Annotated in this window: 15 protein-coding genes; 8 read left to right on the forward strand and 7 right to left on the reverse strand. The window is 72.3% G+C overall.

Features of this window, described 5'->3' with window-relative positions; translation table 11 throughout:
• Positions 1-78 precede the first annotated feature (78 nt).
• From ABD811_RS22130 to ABD811_RS22155, 6 genes are all read left to right on the forward strand, one after another.
• A complete protein-coding gene (locus ABD811_RS22130; protein ID WP_344950825.1) occupies positions 79-516 on the forward strand; it encodes an AAA family ATPase in 438 nt (145 codons plus the stop codon).
• A 60-nt stretch (positions 517-576) separates the two neighbouring features.
• Entirely contained in the window at positions 577-1,005 is a 429-nt protein-coding gene (locus tag ABD811_RS22135; protein WP_344950828.1) for an SRPBCC family protein, read from the forward strand.
• A 128-nt stretch (positions 1,006-1,133) separates the two neighbouring features.
• Positions 1,134-2,660, forward strand: a complete 1,527-nt coding sequence (locus ABD811_RS22140) for a hypothetical protein (RefSeq protein WP_344950831.1) — start codon at positions 1,134-1,136, stop codon at positions 2,658-2,660.
• Between the two features lie 151 nt (positions 2,661-2,811).
• Positions 2,812-3,252 (forward strand): hypothetical protein, encoded by a 441-nt coding sequence (locus tag ABD811_RS22145; RefSeq protein ID WP_344950833.1) that lies wholly within the window; start codon positions 2,812-2,814, stop codon positions 3,250-3,252.
• Complete coding sequence (locus ABD811_RS22150) at positions 3,249-4,460, forward strand: FHA domain-containing protein (RefSeq protein WP_344950835.1); 1,212 nt, start codon at positions 3,249-3,251, stop codon at positions 4,458-4,460. The genes ABD811_RS22145 and ABD811_RS22150 overlap by 4 nt, the downstream gene beginning before the upstream one ends.
• Positions 4,461-4,552: 92 nt before the next feature.
• Entirely contained in the window at positions 4,553-6,256 is a 1,704-nt protein-coding gene (locus ABD811_RS22155) for an MFS transporter (protein ID WP_344950838.1), read from the forward strand.
• Between the two features lie 72 nt (positions 6,257-6,328).
• On the opposite strand, the gene ABD811_RS22160 is transcribed toward ABD811_RS22155, so the two are convergent.
• The 7 genes from ABD811_RS22160 to ABD811_RS22190 all read right to left on the reverse strand — a co-directional run bounded on the left by ABD811_RS22160 (position 6,329) and on the right by ABD811_RS22190 (position 15,450).
• Positions 6,329-7,285, reverse strand: coding sequence for a LamG-like jellyroll fold domain-containing protein (locus ABD811_RS22160; RefSeq protein ID WP_344950841.1), 957 nt, complete (start codon positions 7,283-7,285; stop codon positions 6,329-6,331).
• A gap of 145 nt (positions 7,286-7,430) precedes the next feature.
• Positions 7,431-9,548, reverse strand: coding sequence for a PQQ-dependent sugar dehydrogenase (locus ABD811_RS22165; protein ID WP_344950844.1), 2,118 nt, complete (start codon positions 9,546-9,548; stop codon positions 7,431-7,433).
• A gap of 95 nt (positions 9,549-9,643) precedes the next feature.
• The gene (locus ABD811_RS22170) at positions 9,644-10,870 is read right to left on the reverse strand and encodes a purine-cytosine permease family protein (protein ID WP_344950847.1); all 1,227 of its coding nucleotides are present in this window, start codon (positions 10,868-10,870) and stop codon (positions 9,644-9,646) included.
• Positions 10,871-10,876: 6 nt separating this feature from the next.
• Entirely contained in the window at positions 10,877-12,028 is a 1,152-nt protein-coding gene (locus tag ABD811_RS22175) for a Gfo/Idh/MocA family protein (RefSeq protein WP_344950850.1), read from the reverse strand.
• Between the two features lie 419 nt (positions 12,029-12,447).
• A complete protein-coding gene (locus tag ABD811_RS22180; RefSeq protein WP_344950853.1) occupies positions 12,448-13,263 on the reverse strand; it encodes an ABC transporter ATP-binding protein in 816 nt (271 codons plus the stop codon).
• A 176-nt stretch (positions 13,264-13,439) separates the two neighbouring features.
• Entirely contained in the window at positions 13,440-14,462 is a 1,023-nt protein-coding gene (locus ABD811_RS22185) for an ABC transporter substrate-binding protein (RefSeq protein ID WP_344950855.1), read from the reverse strand.
• Positions 14,463-14,553: 91 nt separating this feature from the next.
• A complete protein-coding gene (locus ABD811_RS22190; protein WP_344950857.1) occupies positions 14,554-15,450 on the reverse strand; it encodes an ABC transporter permease in 897 nt (298 codons plus the stop codon).
• Between the two features lie 134 nt (positions 15,451-15,584).
• Here ABD811_RS22190 and ABD811_RS22195 point away from each other — a divergent pair, with 134 nt between their 5' ends.
• Both ABD811_RS22195 and ABD811_RS22200 read left to right on the forward strand, forming a co-directional pair.
• Positions 15,585-16,712, forward strand: coding sequence for a LacI family DNA-binding transcriptional regulator (locus tag ABD811_RS22195; RefSeq protein WP_344950860.1), 1,128 nt, complete (start codon positions 15,585-15,587; stop codon positions 16,710-16,712).
• A gap of 113 nt (positions 16,713-16,825) precedes the next feature.
• Positions 16,826-17,626, forward strand: coding sequence for an arginase family protein (locus tag ABD811_RS22200; RefSeq protein ID WP_344950863.1), 801 nt, complete (start codon positions 16,826-16,828; stop codon positions 17,624-17,626).
• Positions 17,627-17,710 lie beyond the last annotated feature (84 nt).

A 17,710-nucleotide genomic window follows, 5' to 3' on the forward strand; every position in this document is an offset into this window, starting at 1 on the left:
CATCTGGCTCCGCAGCCTGCCAGCCCTCCCATGATCTGAACTAAGAACAGGCCCTAGGCCGGAAGCGGGTTCCGGAGGGTGCGGTCCGACGTGGTGGTCATGGTCGGGTTGCAGGGATGCGGCAAGACGACCTGGGTGGCGGCGCATCTGGCGCGGACGCATGCGGTCGTGAGCAAGGACCACTGGCCGAACGCCCGCGGACGCGAGGCGCGCCAGCGGCGGGTGCTGCACGAGCTGCTCGGCGAGGGACGGAACGTCGTCGTCGACAACACCAACCCGTCGCCGAAGGAGAGGGCGCCGATCATCGAGATCGCCCGCCGGCACGGCGCGACGGTCCGGGCCGTGTTCCTCGACGTGCCGCTGGACGTGTGCCTGGAGCGCAACGCCGCCCGGACGGGGCGGGCCCGGGTGCCGGAGGTGGGGGTGCTCGACGCGAGGAAACGGCTCGTCCCCCCGGTGGTGGAGGAGGGGTTCGACCGCGTGGACGTGATCAGGCAGGGCGGGGGAGCCGGTTAGGGCGGATTTTCCCGGGTAGCCGATATCCCGGTACGTCGTCCAGACCCGGGAGTGAGGGCCATGGAGTACGAGGCCAGCCGCACCATGCCGGCCGACGGCCGCGTGGTGTTCGACATCGCCGCGGACACGGGGACCATGCACCGGTGGCTGCCCGGCGAGATCGACGTGCACGAGATCGCCCCCGGTGTCGCCGAGGCCGAGGACCACGCCTACGGCGTCGACCGGGAAGGCGTCATGCGCACCTCGCCCGAGCAGTTCCGGCTGGAGTGGGGGAGCCGGGGCACGCCCGACTACACGGGCTGGCTCCAGGTCATGGACCACCCCGGAGGCACCAGCGAGGTCGTGGTGCACCTGTCGTTCCTCGGTGACCAGCCGGAGGCGACGGGGGCGTCGCGGGCCCGCGACCATGCCGAACGCGAGCTGCGGCGCTCGCTGGACCGCCTGGCGGAGGAGGTCGCCCGCCGCGTCGGGCAACCCGGCGGGGGCTGAACGTCCGCAGAGCGCGGGCCGGCCCGCGTGACGTTTCCCGCATGGCCTGTAACTATCTGGATGCTTGCGCGCGGCGTTAAGGGATAAAGTGGCGCGTCGTCCAGAGTGCCGTTGTGTGGGGGACTCACGTGCCTGCCGCTCTTCCGGGTGGTGATCTGACGCCGCAGCTGATCGCGACGTCGTTCTGGTCCGACGAGATGGTCCGCGCGGCGGGCATCCCCATCTACGACACGCCGCTGGTGTCGGTCGGCGGCGGGTTCGGGTCGTTCACGCTGGTGGACGTGCTGCGCATCCAGGGGGCGCCCACATCGGCGATCCGCGTGCTGTCCAACAGCGACACTCCCTGGCAGACATGGGAGTACCTGACGCGGGTGTCGCAGCTGCCCGCGCGGGAACGCATCCGGTCCGACGCGGGCGCGCGGCCCGACAACATCTGGGGCTTTCCGTCGTACGCGCTGCACGAGGCGTGGCAGGACAAGTCGCCCAAGCTGCTGTGGCAGGTCCTGGCCGAGCCGATCTTCACGGACTTCTTCAGCCCCCGCACTGGAACGGTCCTGGCGACGGTGCGGCGGGAGGCCGACCGCATCGCGTACTGGAGCATGCTCGCCAAGGGGCAGGTGCGGATGGTGCGGCGGCGCGCGGGCGGCGGCTACTTCACGATCCTGACCCCGCCCGCCGGGACGACGCCGACCAAACGGGTGGCGATCCGCTCCCGGTACGTCCATATCGCCGTGGGGTATCCGGGCCTGCGGTTCCTGCCCGACCTGCAGGAGTTCCGGGAGACTCACAACGACTACCACCGCGTCGTCAACGCCTACGAACCGCACGAGCACGTCTACGAGTTCCTCAAGGCGCGTCCCGGCGTGGTCGTGGTGCGCGGGGCGGGCATCGTGGCGTCCCGGGTGCTGCAACGTCTCATGGACGACCGCGAACGCTTCGGGCTGCAGACCCAGATCGTGCAGGTGTTCCGCACGTACGTCACCGGCGCGCACGGCCCCGGCCTGTGGATGCGGCGCAAGGGCGGGGACGGCTGGGCCTACCAGGCGTTCACCTTCCCCAAGTCGGCGTTCGGCGGGCAGCTCAAGGCGCAGTTCCGCAAGGCGGAGGGCGAGAAGCGGGCGCGGCTGGCGCAGGTCGTGGGCGGCACGACGACGCCGAAGCTGCGCAAGTGGCAGCGGCAGCTGCGGCAGGGCCGGGAGGGCGGCTGGTACCACGCCGTCCAGGTCGTGGTCGACAAGGTCGAGCCTAGGCCGGACGGGCGGCTGACCAGCCACACGCGCGGCGACGACGGCAGGCGCGGCGCCTACGTGTCGGACTTCATCGTCGACTGCACGGGCCTGGAGGCCGACATGGCCGAGCACCGGGTGCTCGCCGACCTGCTGGAGCACGGGGGAGCGCGGCGCAACGGGGCGGGACGGCTGGCCGTCGGCCCGAACTTCGAGGTGCTCGGCGCGCAGAACGAGGACGGCGTCCTGTACGCGTCCGGCGCGGCCACCGGCGGCAACCACTTCCCGGCCGTCGACAGCTTCCTCGGCATGCAGACCGCGGCCCTCGACATCGCCGCCGACCTGGCCCGGCGCGGGTTCGTCCGGCGCCTGGGCCCGCTGCGCTCGACCGGCCAGTGGATCCGCTGGGCCACCGGCAGGCCCACCTGACGCCGCCGCGAGCCACGACCGCGCGTTTCCCTCGCGATCCCGGACCGCACGATTTCCGGCCGCAGGAGGCTTTCGCCGCCGCCGAGGACGATCCGATGGCGCGGTCCCGGCGTCCAAGGGCACGGGCAAGGCAATGTGAGGAGCGTGCACGGTGATCCCCACCCTCGGCGGACGGATCCAGACCCGGATCTTCCTGCTGGCGACCGTCGGCGTCGTGCTGACCGCGCTGATCGTGCCGGTGCTGCCGGGCACCGGCGGGCCGCTGTCGGCCACGTACCGCACCGCGTACCTCATCCTGGCGGCGGTCGCGGTGGTCGGCGTCGGCTGGGAGCTGGTGTACCACCTGCTGATGCAGTTCCGCTGGGACAAGGACTGGCCCACCCTGTTCGGCCTGGTCACGATCGTCCCGGAGGGGCTGGTGATGTGGGGGCTGCTGCGGGCCGGGCTGGTGCCGGGCATCGACGGCGAGGTGGCGACGTCCACGTTCGTCACGATGTTCACGGTGGTGTGGCTCGGCGTGTGGCTGGTCATGAACGGGCCGATGCGCGTGGTGTTCGTCCAGTGGAGGCTGCGCGGAGGGCGGCTGCTGTGACCGCGTCCGGGGGTGCCGCGGATCTGGTGCAGCCGCTGCCGGGTGACGGGCTGGTCGCCCGGGAGGGCGAGCTGTCGCTGGTGTGCGCCCGTCCCGCCACCGCCGCGCTGGCGTCCGTCGTGGACGGTCTGCTGGGCGCCCTGGTCGACGCGGCGGCCGCCGGGGAGGACGGGCTCGCGCTGGTGCGCCGGGCGATCGGCGTGCTGACGGCCTCGGTCGGTCCGGATCCGCTGTCGTTCGCGCTGGCCGGTCCCGACCGCGACGGCGGCACGGCGATGCTGGCCGGCGGCGCCGGGCGGGCCCGCGCGGTGACCGCGTCCGGCGCGGACGTCACGGTCGGCGGCGACGCCGCCTACACCTGGACCGACCGCACCGTCCGCGAGCCGGTCGTGCGGCTTGAGCTGACGCTTCCGGGCGTGGGGTCCGGGGATCCCGATTCGTGGCTGCGGCTGAGCTCCGGCGTGGTGTCCGGCGGCGGGCTGCGGCAGCTGTCGCCGCCGCGTGCGCGGCCGGTGTCGCTCGCCCATCCCGACCGTCCCCCCGTGAAGCCCGCCGTGAGGCCCGCCGTGGCGGCCGCGGCCGAGCCCGTCGCCAAGCCGGGGGAGACGCCGCGGCTGCCCGCGCCCGGTGACGTGCCGCTGGTGACGCGGCTGGACGGCATGCGCAGGCCGCCGACCCCGGTCCACAGCCCCCATCCCGAGCCCGCCGCGGCGCGCCCCTCGGGGCCCCAGGTGCCGCACGTCCTCGGGGTGAACTGCAAGAACCACCACTTCAACGACCCGCGCGCCATGTACTGCGCGGTGTGCGGCATCTCGATGATGCAGGCCACGCTGTCGCCGTTCCGGGCGCCGCGTCCGCCGCTCGGGGTGCTGCTGATGGACGACGGCCAGACCGTGCCGCTGGCCACCGACGTGCTGATCGGACGCGAGCCCCGCACGGCGCCCGAGGTCACCGGCAAGACCGCCATCCCGCTGCGGCTGTCGGACGAGGACGGGTCGATCTCCCGCCGCCACACCCTGGTCCACCTGGACGAATGGCAGGTCGCGCTGGTCGATCTCGGCTCGGTCAACGGCACCGCCGTCATGCCGCCCGGCGCCCGGGACTTCGACCGGCTCATGCCCGACACCCCCGTCCCGCTCACCGCCGGGACCGTGGTGCGCATCGGCGTGTCGAGAACGTTCCGGTTCGAGTCGAACCGGGAAGCGTGAGGTCTCGTCTGACTCCCGGTGACCGGACGACGCGCCGGCGCGGACGACGTCGAACGGCGTACCGCGCACGGCGCGTGAGCAGGAGGAGACGCATGAGTTCACGGTTCGCGGGCGGGATCGCGTTCGCCCATCCGCTGTCGTTCTGGGGCGGGTTCGCGGCCTGCGTCGCGGGCGTGCTGCTGCACCTGCCCATGTACCTGCACGCCGCCGACATGGGCTACCACATGGCGGGCATGCCGATGGACGCGCCCATGATGGCGGGGATGGGGCTGATCGTGGTGGGGCTGGCCGCGGTCGCCCACGGGCTGGTGCCGCGCGGGTTCCTGCGGGCGCGTCCGGCCGCCGAGGTGCGGGTGCGCGCGCTGGACGACGCCCGCATGCGCCCCGCGCACATCGGGTTGATCATCGTGCTGACCGCGGCCGTGACGGTGGACGCGATGAAGCCGATCACGCTGTCGTTCGTGGCGCCGGGAATGACCAAGGAGTACGGGCTGAAGTCGGCGCTCAACCCCTCCGGGGACCTGCCGGTCGCGCTGCTGCCGTTCTTCGGCCTGACCGGCACAGTGATCGGCTCGTTCCTGTGGGGCTGGCTGGGCGACCGGATCGGGCGGCGCACATCCATCCTGCTGGCGGGGGTGCTGTTCGTGACCACCGCGACCTGCGGGGCGATGCCGTCGTTCGGCTGGAACCTGGCCATGTGCCTGCTGATGGGCATCGCCGCCGGGGGCATGCTGCCGATCACGTTCTCGCTGCTGGCCGAGACGATCCCGGCCCGGCACAAGGGCTGGGTGATGGTGCTGATCGGCGGCAACCTGGCGCTGGCGTACGTGGTGACGAGCTGGCTGTCGTCGGCGCTGGTGCCCGAGTACTCCTGGCGGATCCTGTGGCTGCTGGGCATGCCGACCGGAGTGGTGCTGATCCTGCTCAACCACTGGATCCCCGAGTCGCCGCGGTTCCTGCTGACGCATGGGCGGGAGGAGGAGGCCCGCGCGATCATGAGGCGGTACGGCGCCGTCCTCGCCGAACCCGGGCGGGACGACGCGGCCGCCGCCACCACCGACACGACCGCCATGTCCTCGGCCACCGAGGCCACCGAGGCGACACAGGCCACCGAGGCGACCGGGGCGATCCGCGACGACCACGGCGGCGGGTACGGGCGGCTGTTCCGCGCCCCGTTCACCGGCCTGACCTGGGCAGTGGTCGCGCTCGGCCTGGGCGTGGGGCTGGTGACGTACGGGTTCCAGCTGTGGATCCCGTCCAACCTGCAGCAACTGGGCCTGTCTCAGGCGACCGCGGACTCGGCGCTGCGCGACTCGGCACTGCTCGGGCTGCCGCTGGTGTTCGTGGCCGCCGCGATGTACGGGCTGTGGAGCGCCAAGAAGACGATCATCGTGCTGGCGGCGCTGGTGACGGCGGCGCTGGCGGTGTTCGCGGCGGCGGGCGACTCGCTGGCCGACGACCGGGCCTGGCTGTACGTGCTGCTGGCCGGGCCGATCGTGGGCACCAGCGTGATCGCCGCGGTGCTGGCCGCCTACAGCTCGGAGATCTACCCGACGCGGGTGCGCTCGCGCGGCTCGGGCCTGTCGGCGGGCGTCGGCAAGTTCGGCGGAGTGGCGGTGACGACGCTGCTGATCGCGGGCATCGCCGCCCCGTCGATCGGGCTGACCGCGCTGATCGGCGCGGTCCCGCTCGCCGCGGCGGTGGTGGCGGTCGCGCTGTTCGGCGTCGAGACGCGGCGTCGTCCCGGCGACGCCGCGGCGCCGGCGTCGCCGGCCGCCGAACCGGCCGACGCGTAGCCGGCGCCCGACATGGAACCGGCCCGGGCAGCGGGGGCGTCTCCGCTGGCCGGGCCGGACGTTCGGTCGCGCCTACTTGCCGGCGACGAGGTGGTACTGCCGTTCGATCTCCCAGGCGGTCAGCGGGCGGTCGAGCAGCATGACGCTGTCGATGCGGCAGTTGCAGGGGTTCTGCTCCCGCGTGTTCTGCGGGAAGCTGCCGCCGATCTTGATGCCGCGCGGGTCGGTCGCGGTGGTCGTGTGCGGGCCGGGGGTGCTCCCGATGGCCCACGGGTCGTCGCTGCGGGTGTAGAAGCCGGGCAGCGGCTTGCCGTCCTTGTACAGGGCCATGGTGCCCTTGTCGAAGTCGAACGTCGCGGCCAGGAACACCCAGGTGTTCAGCGGCAGGATCTTCTGCCAGTCCTCGCCGGCGGCGAACGTCTGGGAGTTGCCGGTGTCGATGCGGCGGCCGAGGGCGACGACGCGCTGCTGGCCCTGCACGTCGATGATCTCCAGGAGGGCGCGCACGTCGTGGCCGTTGGAGTTGCCGCTGAGCACGCCCGCCAGCCCGGTCGCGTTGTACTTGTCGTCCGGGTTGGCGGTGTTGGAGTTCGGGCTCGGGTTGGTGCCGGTCATCTTGAACCAGCCCAGGACGGTGGCGCCGCGCGTGGCGTTGAACGCGCGCAGCGTCGGCACGCCGGACTCGGAGTAGATCCCGGCCTTCCAGTCGTCGTTGCCCGGGACGGTCGGGTTGACCTGCCCGAGCTGGATCGAGCCCTTGCTGCCGCGGTGCGCGCCGTCCGGCACGCGCATGGCGGCGCCGCCGTTGACCAGGTCGATGTCGGTGCCGGACGGGCCGAGGTCGCGTTCGCGCGCGGGCGCGCCCTGGACGGGGTGCTCGAAGTCGTAGTGCGCCACGAGGCCGTGCCGGAGGCTGGGGAACACGTCCGGGCGGCCCTTGCCCGACGCCGCGTCGGCCTGGGCCTGGGCCGGGACCGCGGCGAGCGCGCCGCCGAGCAGCGCCGCCACCGCGATACGGCGAACGATCATCGTCTTCTCCTTGGGGCGGGGAGTGTCCGTGGGACGAAGGGGGCGGCCCCGGGCGGGCGAGGGAGGTGTGGCGCCCGCCCGGGGCCGGCCGCACGACCGCCGGAGCGTCGGAAGGCGGCCGTGCGTTCGTGCCGGTACTCGGGGGTTACTCGGCGCGGGTTCCGGTGACGGTCAGGTCCCGGAGGCTGCCGACGTTGTCGAACGAGCCGAAGCCCACGCGGCCGGAGCGGAACGTCTTGTCGACGGCCGTCATCAGCGGGCGCTTCGAGCCGTCCATGTAGACGGCGATCTCGCCGGTGTCCGCGCAGTGCTTGACGCGCACGTCGTGCCACGCCGCGTCGGTGACGGCGGGCGCCGCGCCGTGCGGGACGAGCCGGTTGCCGTTCCACTGCTGGTCGATGCGCAGCCGGTCGGCGTCGTTCACCGCGAAGATCCCGTTGTGCGGGTAGATGGTGTTGTCGCTGGACAGGTGCGCGTAGTAGAAGCGGGTGTCGGACTGGTAGCCGAAGACGATGATCACGTCGCGGTTGCTGACCGACACCGGCGTGTCGAGCCGGACCTTGGCGGTGATCTCGCTGGATCCGAGCGCCGGGCCCTTGGACAGGACGGCGTACTCGTACGGGCGGCGCGGGCCGGGACGCTGCGAGCCCGCCTCGGCCAGCACGACCTCGCGGCCGTTGAACTGCCACTTGGACGGGGTGACCGGCGCCCAGTCCTTGGCGGACGTGGCGTGGTCGACGCGGACCGGGGTGGTGCGGCAGTCGGCGAACGTCCGGGTGCCGACGACCTTCCAGATCTTGCCGTTGGCCTTGGCCAGCAGGTACGGCTCGCCCTGGGCGTCCTGGCCGAACCGCGCGTCGACGCGGGCGTCACCGGCCAGCTGCTGCATCGTGACGGGGTTGCCCTCGGTGTCGTAGGCGGCCATCGAGTAGAGCTGCGCGCGCTTCTTCCCGGACGGGTCGCGCTGCATCTCCTTCTCCTCGGCGTAGAGGAGCTTGCCGTTCACGATGTCGGTGATCAGGAACTTGCCGCGCAGGTCCGCCAGCTTCCCGCCGCGGTAGACGAAGCCCGTGGAGATGGCGTTGCCGCTGTCGGAGGTGCAGGACACGTTCGGCGGACGGTCGTGGTCGTAGGCCGCCAGCGGGTAGGTGTAGCCGTACTTGGCGTCGTCGGCCGGCAGCGGGTGCAGGTAGCAGCGGTCGTTCTTGTCGAACCGGAACGCGCCCTCGCGCTCGCTCCAGCCGTAGTTGTCGCCGGGGCGCACGTCGTAGACGGCCTCGATGGCGTGCTCGCCGATGTGGCCGAGGAACATGCGCTTCTGCCCGCCGGTGTCCCAGCTGAACCGGTGCGGGTCGCGCATGCCGTTGGCGTAGATCTCCTTGACCACGCCGTCGCGGTTCGCGTACGGGTTGTCGGCGGGGATGCCGTACTTGCCGTTGGCGCTGTTGTCGCCGGCCGGGTCGATCCGCAGGATCTTGCCCTGCGGGACGGCGAGGTTCTGCGGGTCGCCGCCGTTGTCGCCGACGTTGCCGTTGCCGCCGTCGCCGACCGCCAGGTAGAGCTTGCCGTAGTCGGCGCTGCCGGGCCGGGCGTTGGGGTTGAAGTCGATCTGCTGGATGCCGTGGATGCGCCCGGCGAACCCGATGCGCAGCAGCTCGCGGTGGGTGCCGCTGAAGGTCTGCGCGGCCGGGTCCTCGGCCGTCCACTCGCTGACGATGCCGTGGTAGGCGGTCTTCGGCTGCGGCGTCAGGTCGGGCTTCTTGGTGGTCAGCGCGTTACCGGCCTCGACGTGCACGGTGTAGAACTTGCCGTTGTGCTTGAAGTCGGGGTGGAAGGCGACGAAGCCGAAACCCTGGCCGAGGCCCTGGGCGGAGAAGAAGTCCGGGAACTGGGCCTTGACGTCCAGGTAGACGTGCTGCTGGTACGTCTTCTTGTCCAGGAAGTACAGGCTGCCGTTCAGGTCCGGCACGTACAGGCGGCCCGAGTGGTCGGGCACCTCGCCCACGTAGTTGATGCGGTTGTGGCGCTTCAGCCGCGTGTCGGTGACCATGTCGGCCGGGGTCGGGGTGGACTTGGGGAGTTGGGCGACCTCTTTGAGCACCAGCCCGATTCCGGACGGTACGGGGTCTTCGGGAATGGGGTCGACGATCGGGTCGTCCGCCCGCGCCTGCGGCGGGGCCGCCAGCAGCGCGGCGACCAGGGACGCGAACAGTGCCGTGACGAGCGCGACCAGTGTCGGAGGAGACCAGCGGATTTTTGTCATTCCGGCCGTCCTGGGGGTGGGAGTAGAGGTGAAAGCGCTTTCTGTAAGCGCTTTCTAGAACGTACGAGCGGAGATCCGGTCCGTCAAGAACGAATTTATGGTTGGGAGTGTGGCCGATTTCGGACACGGTGGTGCAGCAAGGTCGCCACAGCCGAAACCAGGAGTCCGGCCGGGGCCGCCGCCGCGAATCCGGCGAGGGTGAGCGCCAGCGCGGTGCCTGCCGCGGGCGCCCACAGCCAGGTGGAGACGGGACGCGCCGCGTGCCCCCGCCGTCGCCGCGCCGCCTCGGCCGCCATCGGGGGGATGAGCGCCGGCAGCACCGCCGCCAGCAGGGTCAGCCAGTACAGCAGCATCTGGTCCACGCGCAGCGCGGCCAGCACGGCGCCCGGCACCGCGATCGCCAGCACCGCCGCCGCGTGCGGCAGCGGCGGGGCGAACCGCTGGACGGCGAACACCCCCGAGTGCACCGTCGCCAGCGTCGGCGCGATCACCGACGCGGCCACGAACAGGTTCGCCACCGGCAGCCCGTGCGGCCCGGCCAGCACCGCCACCACGTCGGTCGAGCCGCTGGTGGCCGCCAGCCCGGCCCCGACCACCGAGGCCGCCAGCGCCGGGACCACCAGCAGGCCCACGCACCAGGCCAGGTCGCGGCGGTCGCGCAGCCCCACCGTGAAGTCGGGGGCGCGCACCGCGAACACCGACACGTACCCGACGTAGCCCGCCAGATCGGCCGCCAGCGTGACCGGTGGTCCCGCACGCGACCACACCACCGGCGGGTCCGGCGGCGCCAGCCGCACCGCCACGATCGCCACCAGCGCGATCGCGGTGAGCGTGGTCGCCACCGCCACCGCGTTCCACCGGCCGCTGCCGCCCAGCAGCACCGCCACCAGCGGCAGCGACAGCAGCGCCACACCGATCGGATCGGCCAGCCCGGTCAGCTCGCCCAGCGCCGCCCCGCCCAGGCCCACGTTGAACCCGAACCAGCCGACCATCGCCACCGCGAGCAGCCCGGTCAGCACCCGCTCGGCCGGGCCGGGCAGGTACCGCGGCATCAGCGCGGCCACCGCCACGCCGTCACCGCGCGGCGGCAGCAGCCCCAGCCGCCCTCCCGACGCCAGCAGCAGCGCCATGATCACACCGCCCGTCACCAGCACCAGCACGGGCAGGACGCCGTCGTGCCGCCCGCCGATCTGCGCACCGAGCACCAGCGCGCCCGGCGCCGTGCCGATGCCCAGCCACGCGCCCGCCGCGTTCCGCCACGTCCGCCCGGGGACGCCGGCGGAGCCCGCGGCGGGCCCGGACCGGTTCGACGCGCGTGTCATGCGAGGTCAGCGACCCAGCTCGGGCACCTCGATGCGGCGCCCCTCCCGCCAGGCCCGCAGGCCCAGCTCGGCGAGCTGGACGCCGCGCGCCCCGGCGTAGAAGTCCCACGAGAACTCCGCGTCCTCGGCCACGTGCCGCAGGAACATCTCCCACTGCACCTTGAAGCCGTTGTCGAACTCCTCGTTGTCGGGGATCTCCTGCCACTGCTCGCGGAACTTCTCCGTGGCGGGCAGGTCGGGGTTCCACACCGGCTTGGGCGTCATGGAACGGTGCTGGACGCGGCAGCGGCGCAGCCCCGCGACGGCGCTGCCCTCGGTGCCGTCCACCTGGAACTCCACCAGCTCGTCGCGGAACACCCGGGTGGTCCACGACGAGTTGATCTGCGCGACGATCCCGCCGTCCAGCTCGAAGATGCCGTACGCGGCGTCGTCGGCGGTGCAGGCGTAGGGCTTGCCGTCCTCGTCCACCCGCTCGGGGATGTGCGTGGCGCCCAGGCACTGCACCGACCGCACCGGCGCGATGATGTCCTCCAGCACGTACCGCCAGTGGGCGAACATGTCGAGGATGATGCCGCCGCCGTCCTCGGCCCGGTAGTTCCAGCTCGGACGCTGCGCCTCCTGCCAGTCGCCCTCGAACACCCAGTAGCCGAACTCGCCGCGCACCGACAGGATGCGGCCGAAGAACCCGCCGTCCACCAGGCGCTTGAGCTTGCGCAGCCCCGGCAGGAACAGCTTGTCCTGCACGACGCCGTGCCTGACGCCCGCCTCGTCGGCCAGCCGCGCCAGCGCCATCGCCTCGCCGGTGTCCTCGGCCAGCGGCTTCTCGGTGTAGACGTGCTTGCCCGCCGCGACCGCGGCGCGGATCGCCGCCGCCCGCGCGCTGGTCACCTGCGCGTCGAAGTAGATCTCGACGTCGGACCGTTCCAGCGCCGCGTTCAGGTCGGTCGTCCACTCGGTGAGCCCGTGCCGGTCGGCCAGGGCGCGCAGCTTGTCGGCGTTGCGCCCGACCAGCACCGGCTCCGGCCACAGCGTGGTTCCGTCGGCCAGCCGCAGCCCGCCCTGGTCGCGGATCGCCAGGATCGAGCGCAGCAGATGCTGGCGGTACCCCATCCGGCCGGTCACGCCGTTCATGACGATCCCGAGGGACCTGCGTGCCATCCCGTTCCTCCTGTGTTCATCGCTCTGGCGAGCCGGGCCCTGGCCTGGCGGCTCGGACCCGGATCGCGAGAGCAGCGAGCGCGGCCTCGCCTCGCCACCTGAGCATGAGGCCTCACCTCAGGCTCGCCACCGGCTCAGGTCGCGCGCCGTGCTTGCCGCCTTCGCATTTCGGGTTCTCGCCTGACGGCTGTGTTCATCGCTCCCGCGACCTCGGGCCTGGCCTGGCGGCACGGACCCGGATCGCCAGAGCAGCGAGCGCGACATCGCTTCGCGGCCTGAGCTTGAAACTTCGCCTTGGGCTCACTTCGAGCTCAGGGGCGCGCTCGCGGCGCCGGTCAGGCAAGACATGTGTGGTTGGGAAACGCCGTTCAGTCGTGTTGACGAGGTGGGGTGCGGGGCCCGCCCGCACCCCACCCGCGTCAGTCGGCGGCGGCGCCGGCGCCGAGGAGGTCGCGGATGCGGGCGGTGACCCGCGCGAACTCCGGAGTGGCCACCGTGGTGGAGTACTCGCGCTCCGCCGGCAGGTCCACGTCGATGATCTCCGCGATCCGGCCCGGCCGGGACGTCATCACCACCACCCGGTTGGCCAGGTACGCCGCCTCGGCGACCGAGTGCGTGACCAGCAGCACCGTGGTGCCCGTCTCCCGCCAGATGCGGTTGAGCTCGATGTTGAGCTGCTCGCGGGTGAGGGCGTCCAGGGCGCCGAACGGCTCGTCCATCAGCAGCACCGGCGGCTCGTGCAGCAGCGCCCGGCACAGCGCCACGCGCTGCTGCATGCCGCCCGACAGCTCGTGCGGGTAGGCGTCCTCGAAGCCGGTCAGCCCGGTCATCTCCATCAGCTCGGCGGTGCGCCGCCGGGCCTGCTCGGCGGGCATCTTGCGCATCTCCGCCTGCAGCAGGATGTTGCGCCTGGCCGTGCGCCACTCCAGCAGCGCCGCCCGCTGGAACACGTACCCGATGTCGTGCCGCGGCCCGGTCACCGTGTCGCCGCGCAGCCGCGCGCTGCCCGACGACGGCTTCAGCAGCCCCGACACCAGCTTCAGCAGCGTCGACTTGCCGCAGCCCGACGGCCCGACGATCGCCACGAACTCGCCCATCGGCACGTCCAGCGAGACCTCGGCCAGCGCCGTCACGTCGCGCTTTCGGGTGCGGAAGCGCACGGCCACGCCGTCGAGCTCCACGGCGTTCTCGGTCGCCCGGTCCCGCCCCTCGGCCGCTGTCTCCGCCTTGCTCATGATCCTCATCGCTGCTCGTCCCGTCGATCGTCAGTGCGGGCGCCGCCACGCGGCTCACTCATCCGTGTCTCCCGCTCGCCTTCGGGGCGCCGGGAAGGCGGCGCCTTCCCTCCTCGCCCGTCCCTCGCTCGTCGGTCCAGGCGCCACCGCGCCCCTCCGGCTCGCTCATTCCTGGGTCACCCCTGCGGTGCGGTGTCGGCCAGCCAGTACTCCGACGGAGGCTGGGCCTTGCTGATCACACCGGCCTGGTGGAAGACGTCGATCGTCTGCTTCCAGTCCGCCTCGGTGTTGACGCCGGGCGCCTTGCCCTGGGTGCTGGGCGTGTTCAGCAGCGTCAGCGTCGTCTTGAACTGCTCGGTCAGCACCGGCACCGGCGGCAGCTGCTCCGAGGCGCCCTGCATGGCCGCCACCGCGCCCGCCTGGTCGGACTGCGCCGCCGTCCACGCCTCGCTGGTCGCGGCGACCATCTTCTTCACCAGGTCGCGGTCGCTGTTCAGCTTGCGCTCGCCGACCAGCAGGCCGTTGGAGTAGAAGTTCAGCCCGAACTCCGAGAAGCGCACGTACGACACCGGCTTGCCCGCCTTGTTCTGCATGGTCGGGCCCTGGTCGCTGGCGTAGCCGAGCAGCCCGTCGGCCTGCCCGGAGATCACCGCCGACATCTTGCCCGCCGGGTCGGTGTTCTGGATGCGCACGTCGCTCTCGCTCAGCCCGTTCTTCTTCAGGAAGGCCGGGAAGGTGCGCGACAGCGCGTCGCCCGCGGTGCCCGCGATGCGCTTGCCCTTGAGGTCGGCGGGCTTCTTGATGCCGGTGGCGCTGAACGACTGCACCGACGCCGGCGTGGTCTGCAGGAACACGCCGATGCTCTTGACCGGCATGCCCTTGTCCACCGCCGCCAGCAGCGCCGGGGTGTCGGCCCAGCCGAAGTCGGTCTGGCCCGCGCCGGTCGCCTGCACGGTCTTCTGCGAGCCCTGGCCCGCGTTGATCGTCAGGTCGATGCCGTGCTTCTCGTAGATGCCCTTCTTCTTGCCGTAGTAGAACGGCGCGTGCTCGCCGTACGGGTACCAGTTGAGGGTCAGGGTGACCTTCTTCAGCTTCTTGCCCGAGGCGCTCGTGGTCTCTTCCGAGTCACCGCCGCCGCACGCGGACAGCGCCAGCGCGGGGATCAGGGCGGCGGCCGCCAGGGTGGCAAGTCTTCTCATTTCTCCGGCCTCCGAGGATGGGGTGGGTCGCGCCGCTGGGGGTCGAAGCGGGGTGCGGCGGCATGGGGGTGGGTGCGGACGCGGGGTCCGCTCAGAAGGTCGTGGTCACGGCGTCGCCCCGGCGGCTGGCGTGCCAGGGCAGCAGCAGCCGTTCGGCCAGCTCGATCAGGACGAACAGCACGACGCCGAGCGCCGACATCACCAGCAGCGCGGCGAACAGCATCGGGGTGTCCAGGTTGCCGTTGGCCTGCTGGATCACATAGCCCAGGCCCTCGTTGGCGCCGACGAACTCGCCCACCACGGCGCCGGTGACGGCCAGCGTCACCGCCACCTTCAGGCCGGAGAACAGGTGCGGCAGCGAGGCCGGGAAGCGGATCTTGACGAAGGTCTTCCAGGGGCCGGCGCCCATGGTGGCCGACAGCTGCAGCATCTCCGGATCGACCGACTTCAGGCCGGTCACCATGGCGATGACCACCGGGAAGAACGCGATCAGCACCGCGACGAAAATCTTGGGCGTCACCCCGAAGCCCAGCCACACCACGAACAGCGGGGCGATGGCGATCTTCGGGATGACCTGCGCGAACAGCAGGATCGGGTAGAGCGTGCGCTCCACCGAGGTGGAGTACACCATCACCACGGCCGCGGCCACGCCGATCAGCGTGGCCAGGATGAACCCGGCCACCGTCTCGTACGTGGTCACCCAGCTGTGGTGCCAGATGTAGCTCCACTTGTCGACCATCAGGTCGAGCGTGGCTCCCGGTGACGGCACCAGGTAGGACTCCACGAGTTCGGCCGCGGTGATCGCCCACCACGCGGCCACGCAGGCCAGCAGCATCGCCGCCGGCCGCCAGGACCGTTCCAGGGCCTCTCGGACCCGTTCGCCCAGGGGCGGGCGGCCGCGTTCGACCACCGCCGCGTTCGGCGTGTTCTCGGCCGCGGGCGTCGTGGACGCCGCCGTGGACGTCGACGTCGTGCCCTGGCTCACCATCGGGGCCACCTCCGTGGTCGGCTTGGAAAGCGATTTCAGAAAGCGCTTTCTGATGTACCGTAAGAACGACGCAGCGCGCGGTCAAGAGGCGGATCGGAAAGTGACCGCGCGATCGGGCGACCGAGAGGGCGGCGATGGGCGAGCAGACGGGACCTGGGCGTTCGCACGTGACCCTGCGGGACGTGGCGCGGCGGGCGGGTGTGTCACTGGCGACCGCGTCCCGGGTGCTCAACGGCACCGCGCAGGTTCGCGCCGACCTGCGCGAGCGGGTGCTGGCCGTGGCCGCCGAGCTGGCGTACGCGCCAAACGCGCACGCCCAGGCCCTCGCCAGCTCGTCCAGCAAGGCCATCGGCGTGATCTGCCACGACGTCAGCGACCCCTACTTCGCCGCGATCTCGCGGGGGGTGATGCGCACCGCCGCCGAACACGACCTGCTGGTCATGCTGGCCAGCACCTTCCGCGACCCCGACCGCGAGATCGAGTACATCGCGATGTTGCGCGCCCAGCGCGCCCGCGCCATCCTGCTCATCGGCTCCGGCTTCGAGGACCGCGCGTGGGAACGCGCCATGGCCGCCGAGCTGGACCCCTACATGCGCGCCGGCGGCCGGGTCGCGGTCGTCAGCCGCCACCGCAGCCTGCGCGTCGACACCGTCCAGCCGCAGAACCGCGAGGGCGCCGCCGCCCTGGCGCGCGCCCTGCTCGACCTCGGCCACCGCGACTTCGCCGTCCTGACGGGCCCGCGCTCCCTGACCACCGTGGCCGACCGGCTGGCCGGCTTCACCGGCGCGCTGGCCGACGCCGGGCTGCGCCCCCGCGTGCTGGAGGGCGGCTTCACCCGCGACGGCGGCTACGCGGCCGCCGCCGAACTGCTCCGCCTCGATCCCCGTCCCACCTGCGTGTTCGCGGTCACCGACGTGATGGCGATCGGCGCGCTGACCGCCTTCCGCGACCACGGCGTCGACGTGCCCGGCGAGGTGTCCCTGGCGGGCTTCGACGACATCCCGATCGTCGCCGACCTCACCCCGCCCCTCACCACGGTCGCCCTCCCGCTGGACGAGATGGGCGAACGCGCCATGCGCCTGGCCCTCAAGGAACCCCGCGCCAGCCGCAGCCGCATAGAGCGCATGGCCGGCCGGGTCATCCTCCGCGCCAGCACCGCCCCGCCCCCCGGCGTCCCGGCCCCCCGCGTCCCCGCCCCCCGTCGAGCCGCCGCCCCCGACGGCACGCCGCCGCCCGCCGGCTCCGCCACGGCCGCCCGGTAGGGGCCGACCGGCCCACCCGCATGACCCCCGGCGTACGCGTGCCGCGTGCGGAACGTCCGGCAGGCCGATACGGACAGGGGCCTGAGAATGATCTCGGCGCGTATCGTCGCGGCATGACGACTGTGCTGTGCGTACCGCAATGGCAGGGTTCGGCGTCGAGCAGGGCGCCGCGGCTGGTGGACGGTGCCCGCCGCGCCGCCGAACTCGTCCCCGCCGACGCGGTGGTGACCGTGCCGGTGCTCCGGAGCGGCGGGGAGAAGACCGCCGGAATCCGCGCGTACGACGTGCTCGTGGAGAACCAGCGGCTGAGCCGCGAGGCGTTGGCCGGCATCGACGACCGGGTGATCACCGTCGGCGGCGACTGCGCGGTCGACATCGCGCCCATCACCGCCGCCCACCTCCGTTACGGGGACGCCTTGACGGTGCTGTGGATCGACGCGCATCCGGACGTCTACAGCCCGCAGACCCTGCCGTCGGGAGCCTTCCACGGGATGGTGGTGCGTGCGCTGCTCGGAGACGGACCGGCCGGCCTCGTACCGGAGCGGCCGCTGACACCACGGCAGGTGATCATCGCCGGGGAGCGGGCGGGCGACGCGTCCGAGCACGACTATCTCGTGAGGACCGGTCTGCGCAGGTACGGCGTCGACGACCTGGAGCGCGCGTTGGACGGTCTGCGCGGTCCCGTGTACGTACACGTCGACCTGGACGTCCTGGAGCCCGCCGCGTTCGGCGCGACCTGCTACCCGGAGCCGGACGGCGTGCGGCCGCAACGGCTGATCGACCTCGTCTCCCAGGTGGACGGCATCGTCGGCGCGGCCATCACCGAGCACGCGCCCGCCGGTGACGACGCCGATCCCGCCGAGGCCGAGGTGATCCGCCGGCTGGGCGCCGCCCTCGCGTCGCGCGGAGCTTGATCCGCCTGGCGCTCCTTTTCCTCGTCGGCCGACATATATATAGGGCCCGCGGCTTCACGGTGTCCGCCGCGACTACGGATTCGG

It is taken from the genome of Actinomadura miaoliensis (genome assembly GCF_039536785.1).
GTDB classification, from domain to species: Bacteria; Actinomycetota; Actinomycetes; order Streptosporangiales; family Streptosporangiaceae; genus Spirillospora; species Spirillospora miaoliensis.

Excerpts from the sequence above, each read along its gene's own strand:
- ABD811_RS22160 (WP_344950841.1), bottom strand. The coding sequence starts at position 7,285 with ATGATCGTTCGCCGTATCGCGGTGGCGGCGCTGCTCGGCGGCGCGCTC.
- ABD811_RS22180 (WP_344950853.1), bottom strand. The coding sequence starts at position 13,263 with ATGAGCAAGGCGGAGACAGCGGCCGAGGGGCGGGACCGGGCGACCGAG.
- ABD811_RS22190 (WP_344950857.1), bottom strand. The coding sequence starts at position 15,450 with ATGGTGAGCCAGGGCACGACGTCGACGTCCACGGCGGCGTCCACGACG.
- ABD811_RS22195 (WP_344950860.1), top strand. The coding sequence starts at position 15,585 with ATGGGCGAGCAGACGGGACCTGGGCGTTCGCACGTGACCCTGCGGGAC.
- ABD811_RS22175 (WP_344950850.1), bottom strand. The coding sequence starts at position 12,028 with ATGGCACGCAGGTCCCTCGGGATCGTCATGAACGGCGTGACCGGCCGG.
- ABD811_RS22200 (WP_344950863.1), top strand. The coding sequence starts at position 16,826 with ATGACGACTGTGCTGTGCGTACCGCAATGGCAGGGTTCGGCGTCGAGC.
- ABD811_RS22155 (WP_344950838.1), top strand. The coding sequence starts at position 4,553 with ATGAGTTCACGGTTCGCGGGCGGGATCGCGTTCGCCCATCCGCTGTCG.
- ABD811_RS22185 (WP_344950855.1), bottom strand. The coding sequence starts at position 14,462 with ATGAGAAGACTTGCCACCCTGGCGGCCGCCGCCCTGATCCCCGCGCTG.
- ABD811_RS22165 (WP_344950844.1), bottom strand. The coding sequence starts at position 9,548 with ATGACAAAAATCCGCTGGTCTCCTCCGACACTGGTCGCGCTCGTCACG.
- ABD811_RS22135 (WP_344950828.1), top strand. The coding sequence starts at position 577 with ATGGAGTACGAGGCCAGCCGCACCATGCCGGCCGACGGCCGCGTGGTG.
- ABD811_RS22170 (WP_344950847.1), bottom strand. The coding sequence starts at position 10,870 with ATGACACGCGCGTCGAACCGGTCCGGGCCCGCCGCGGGCTCCGCCGGC.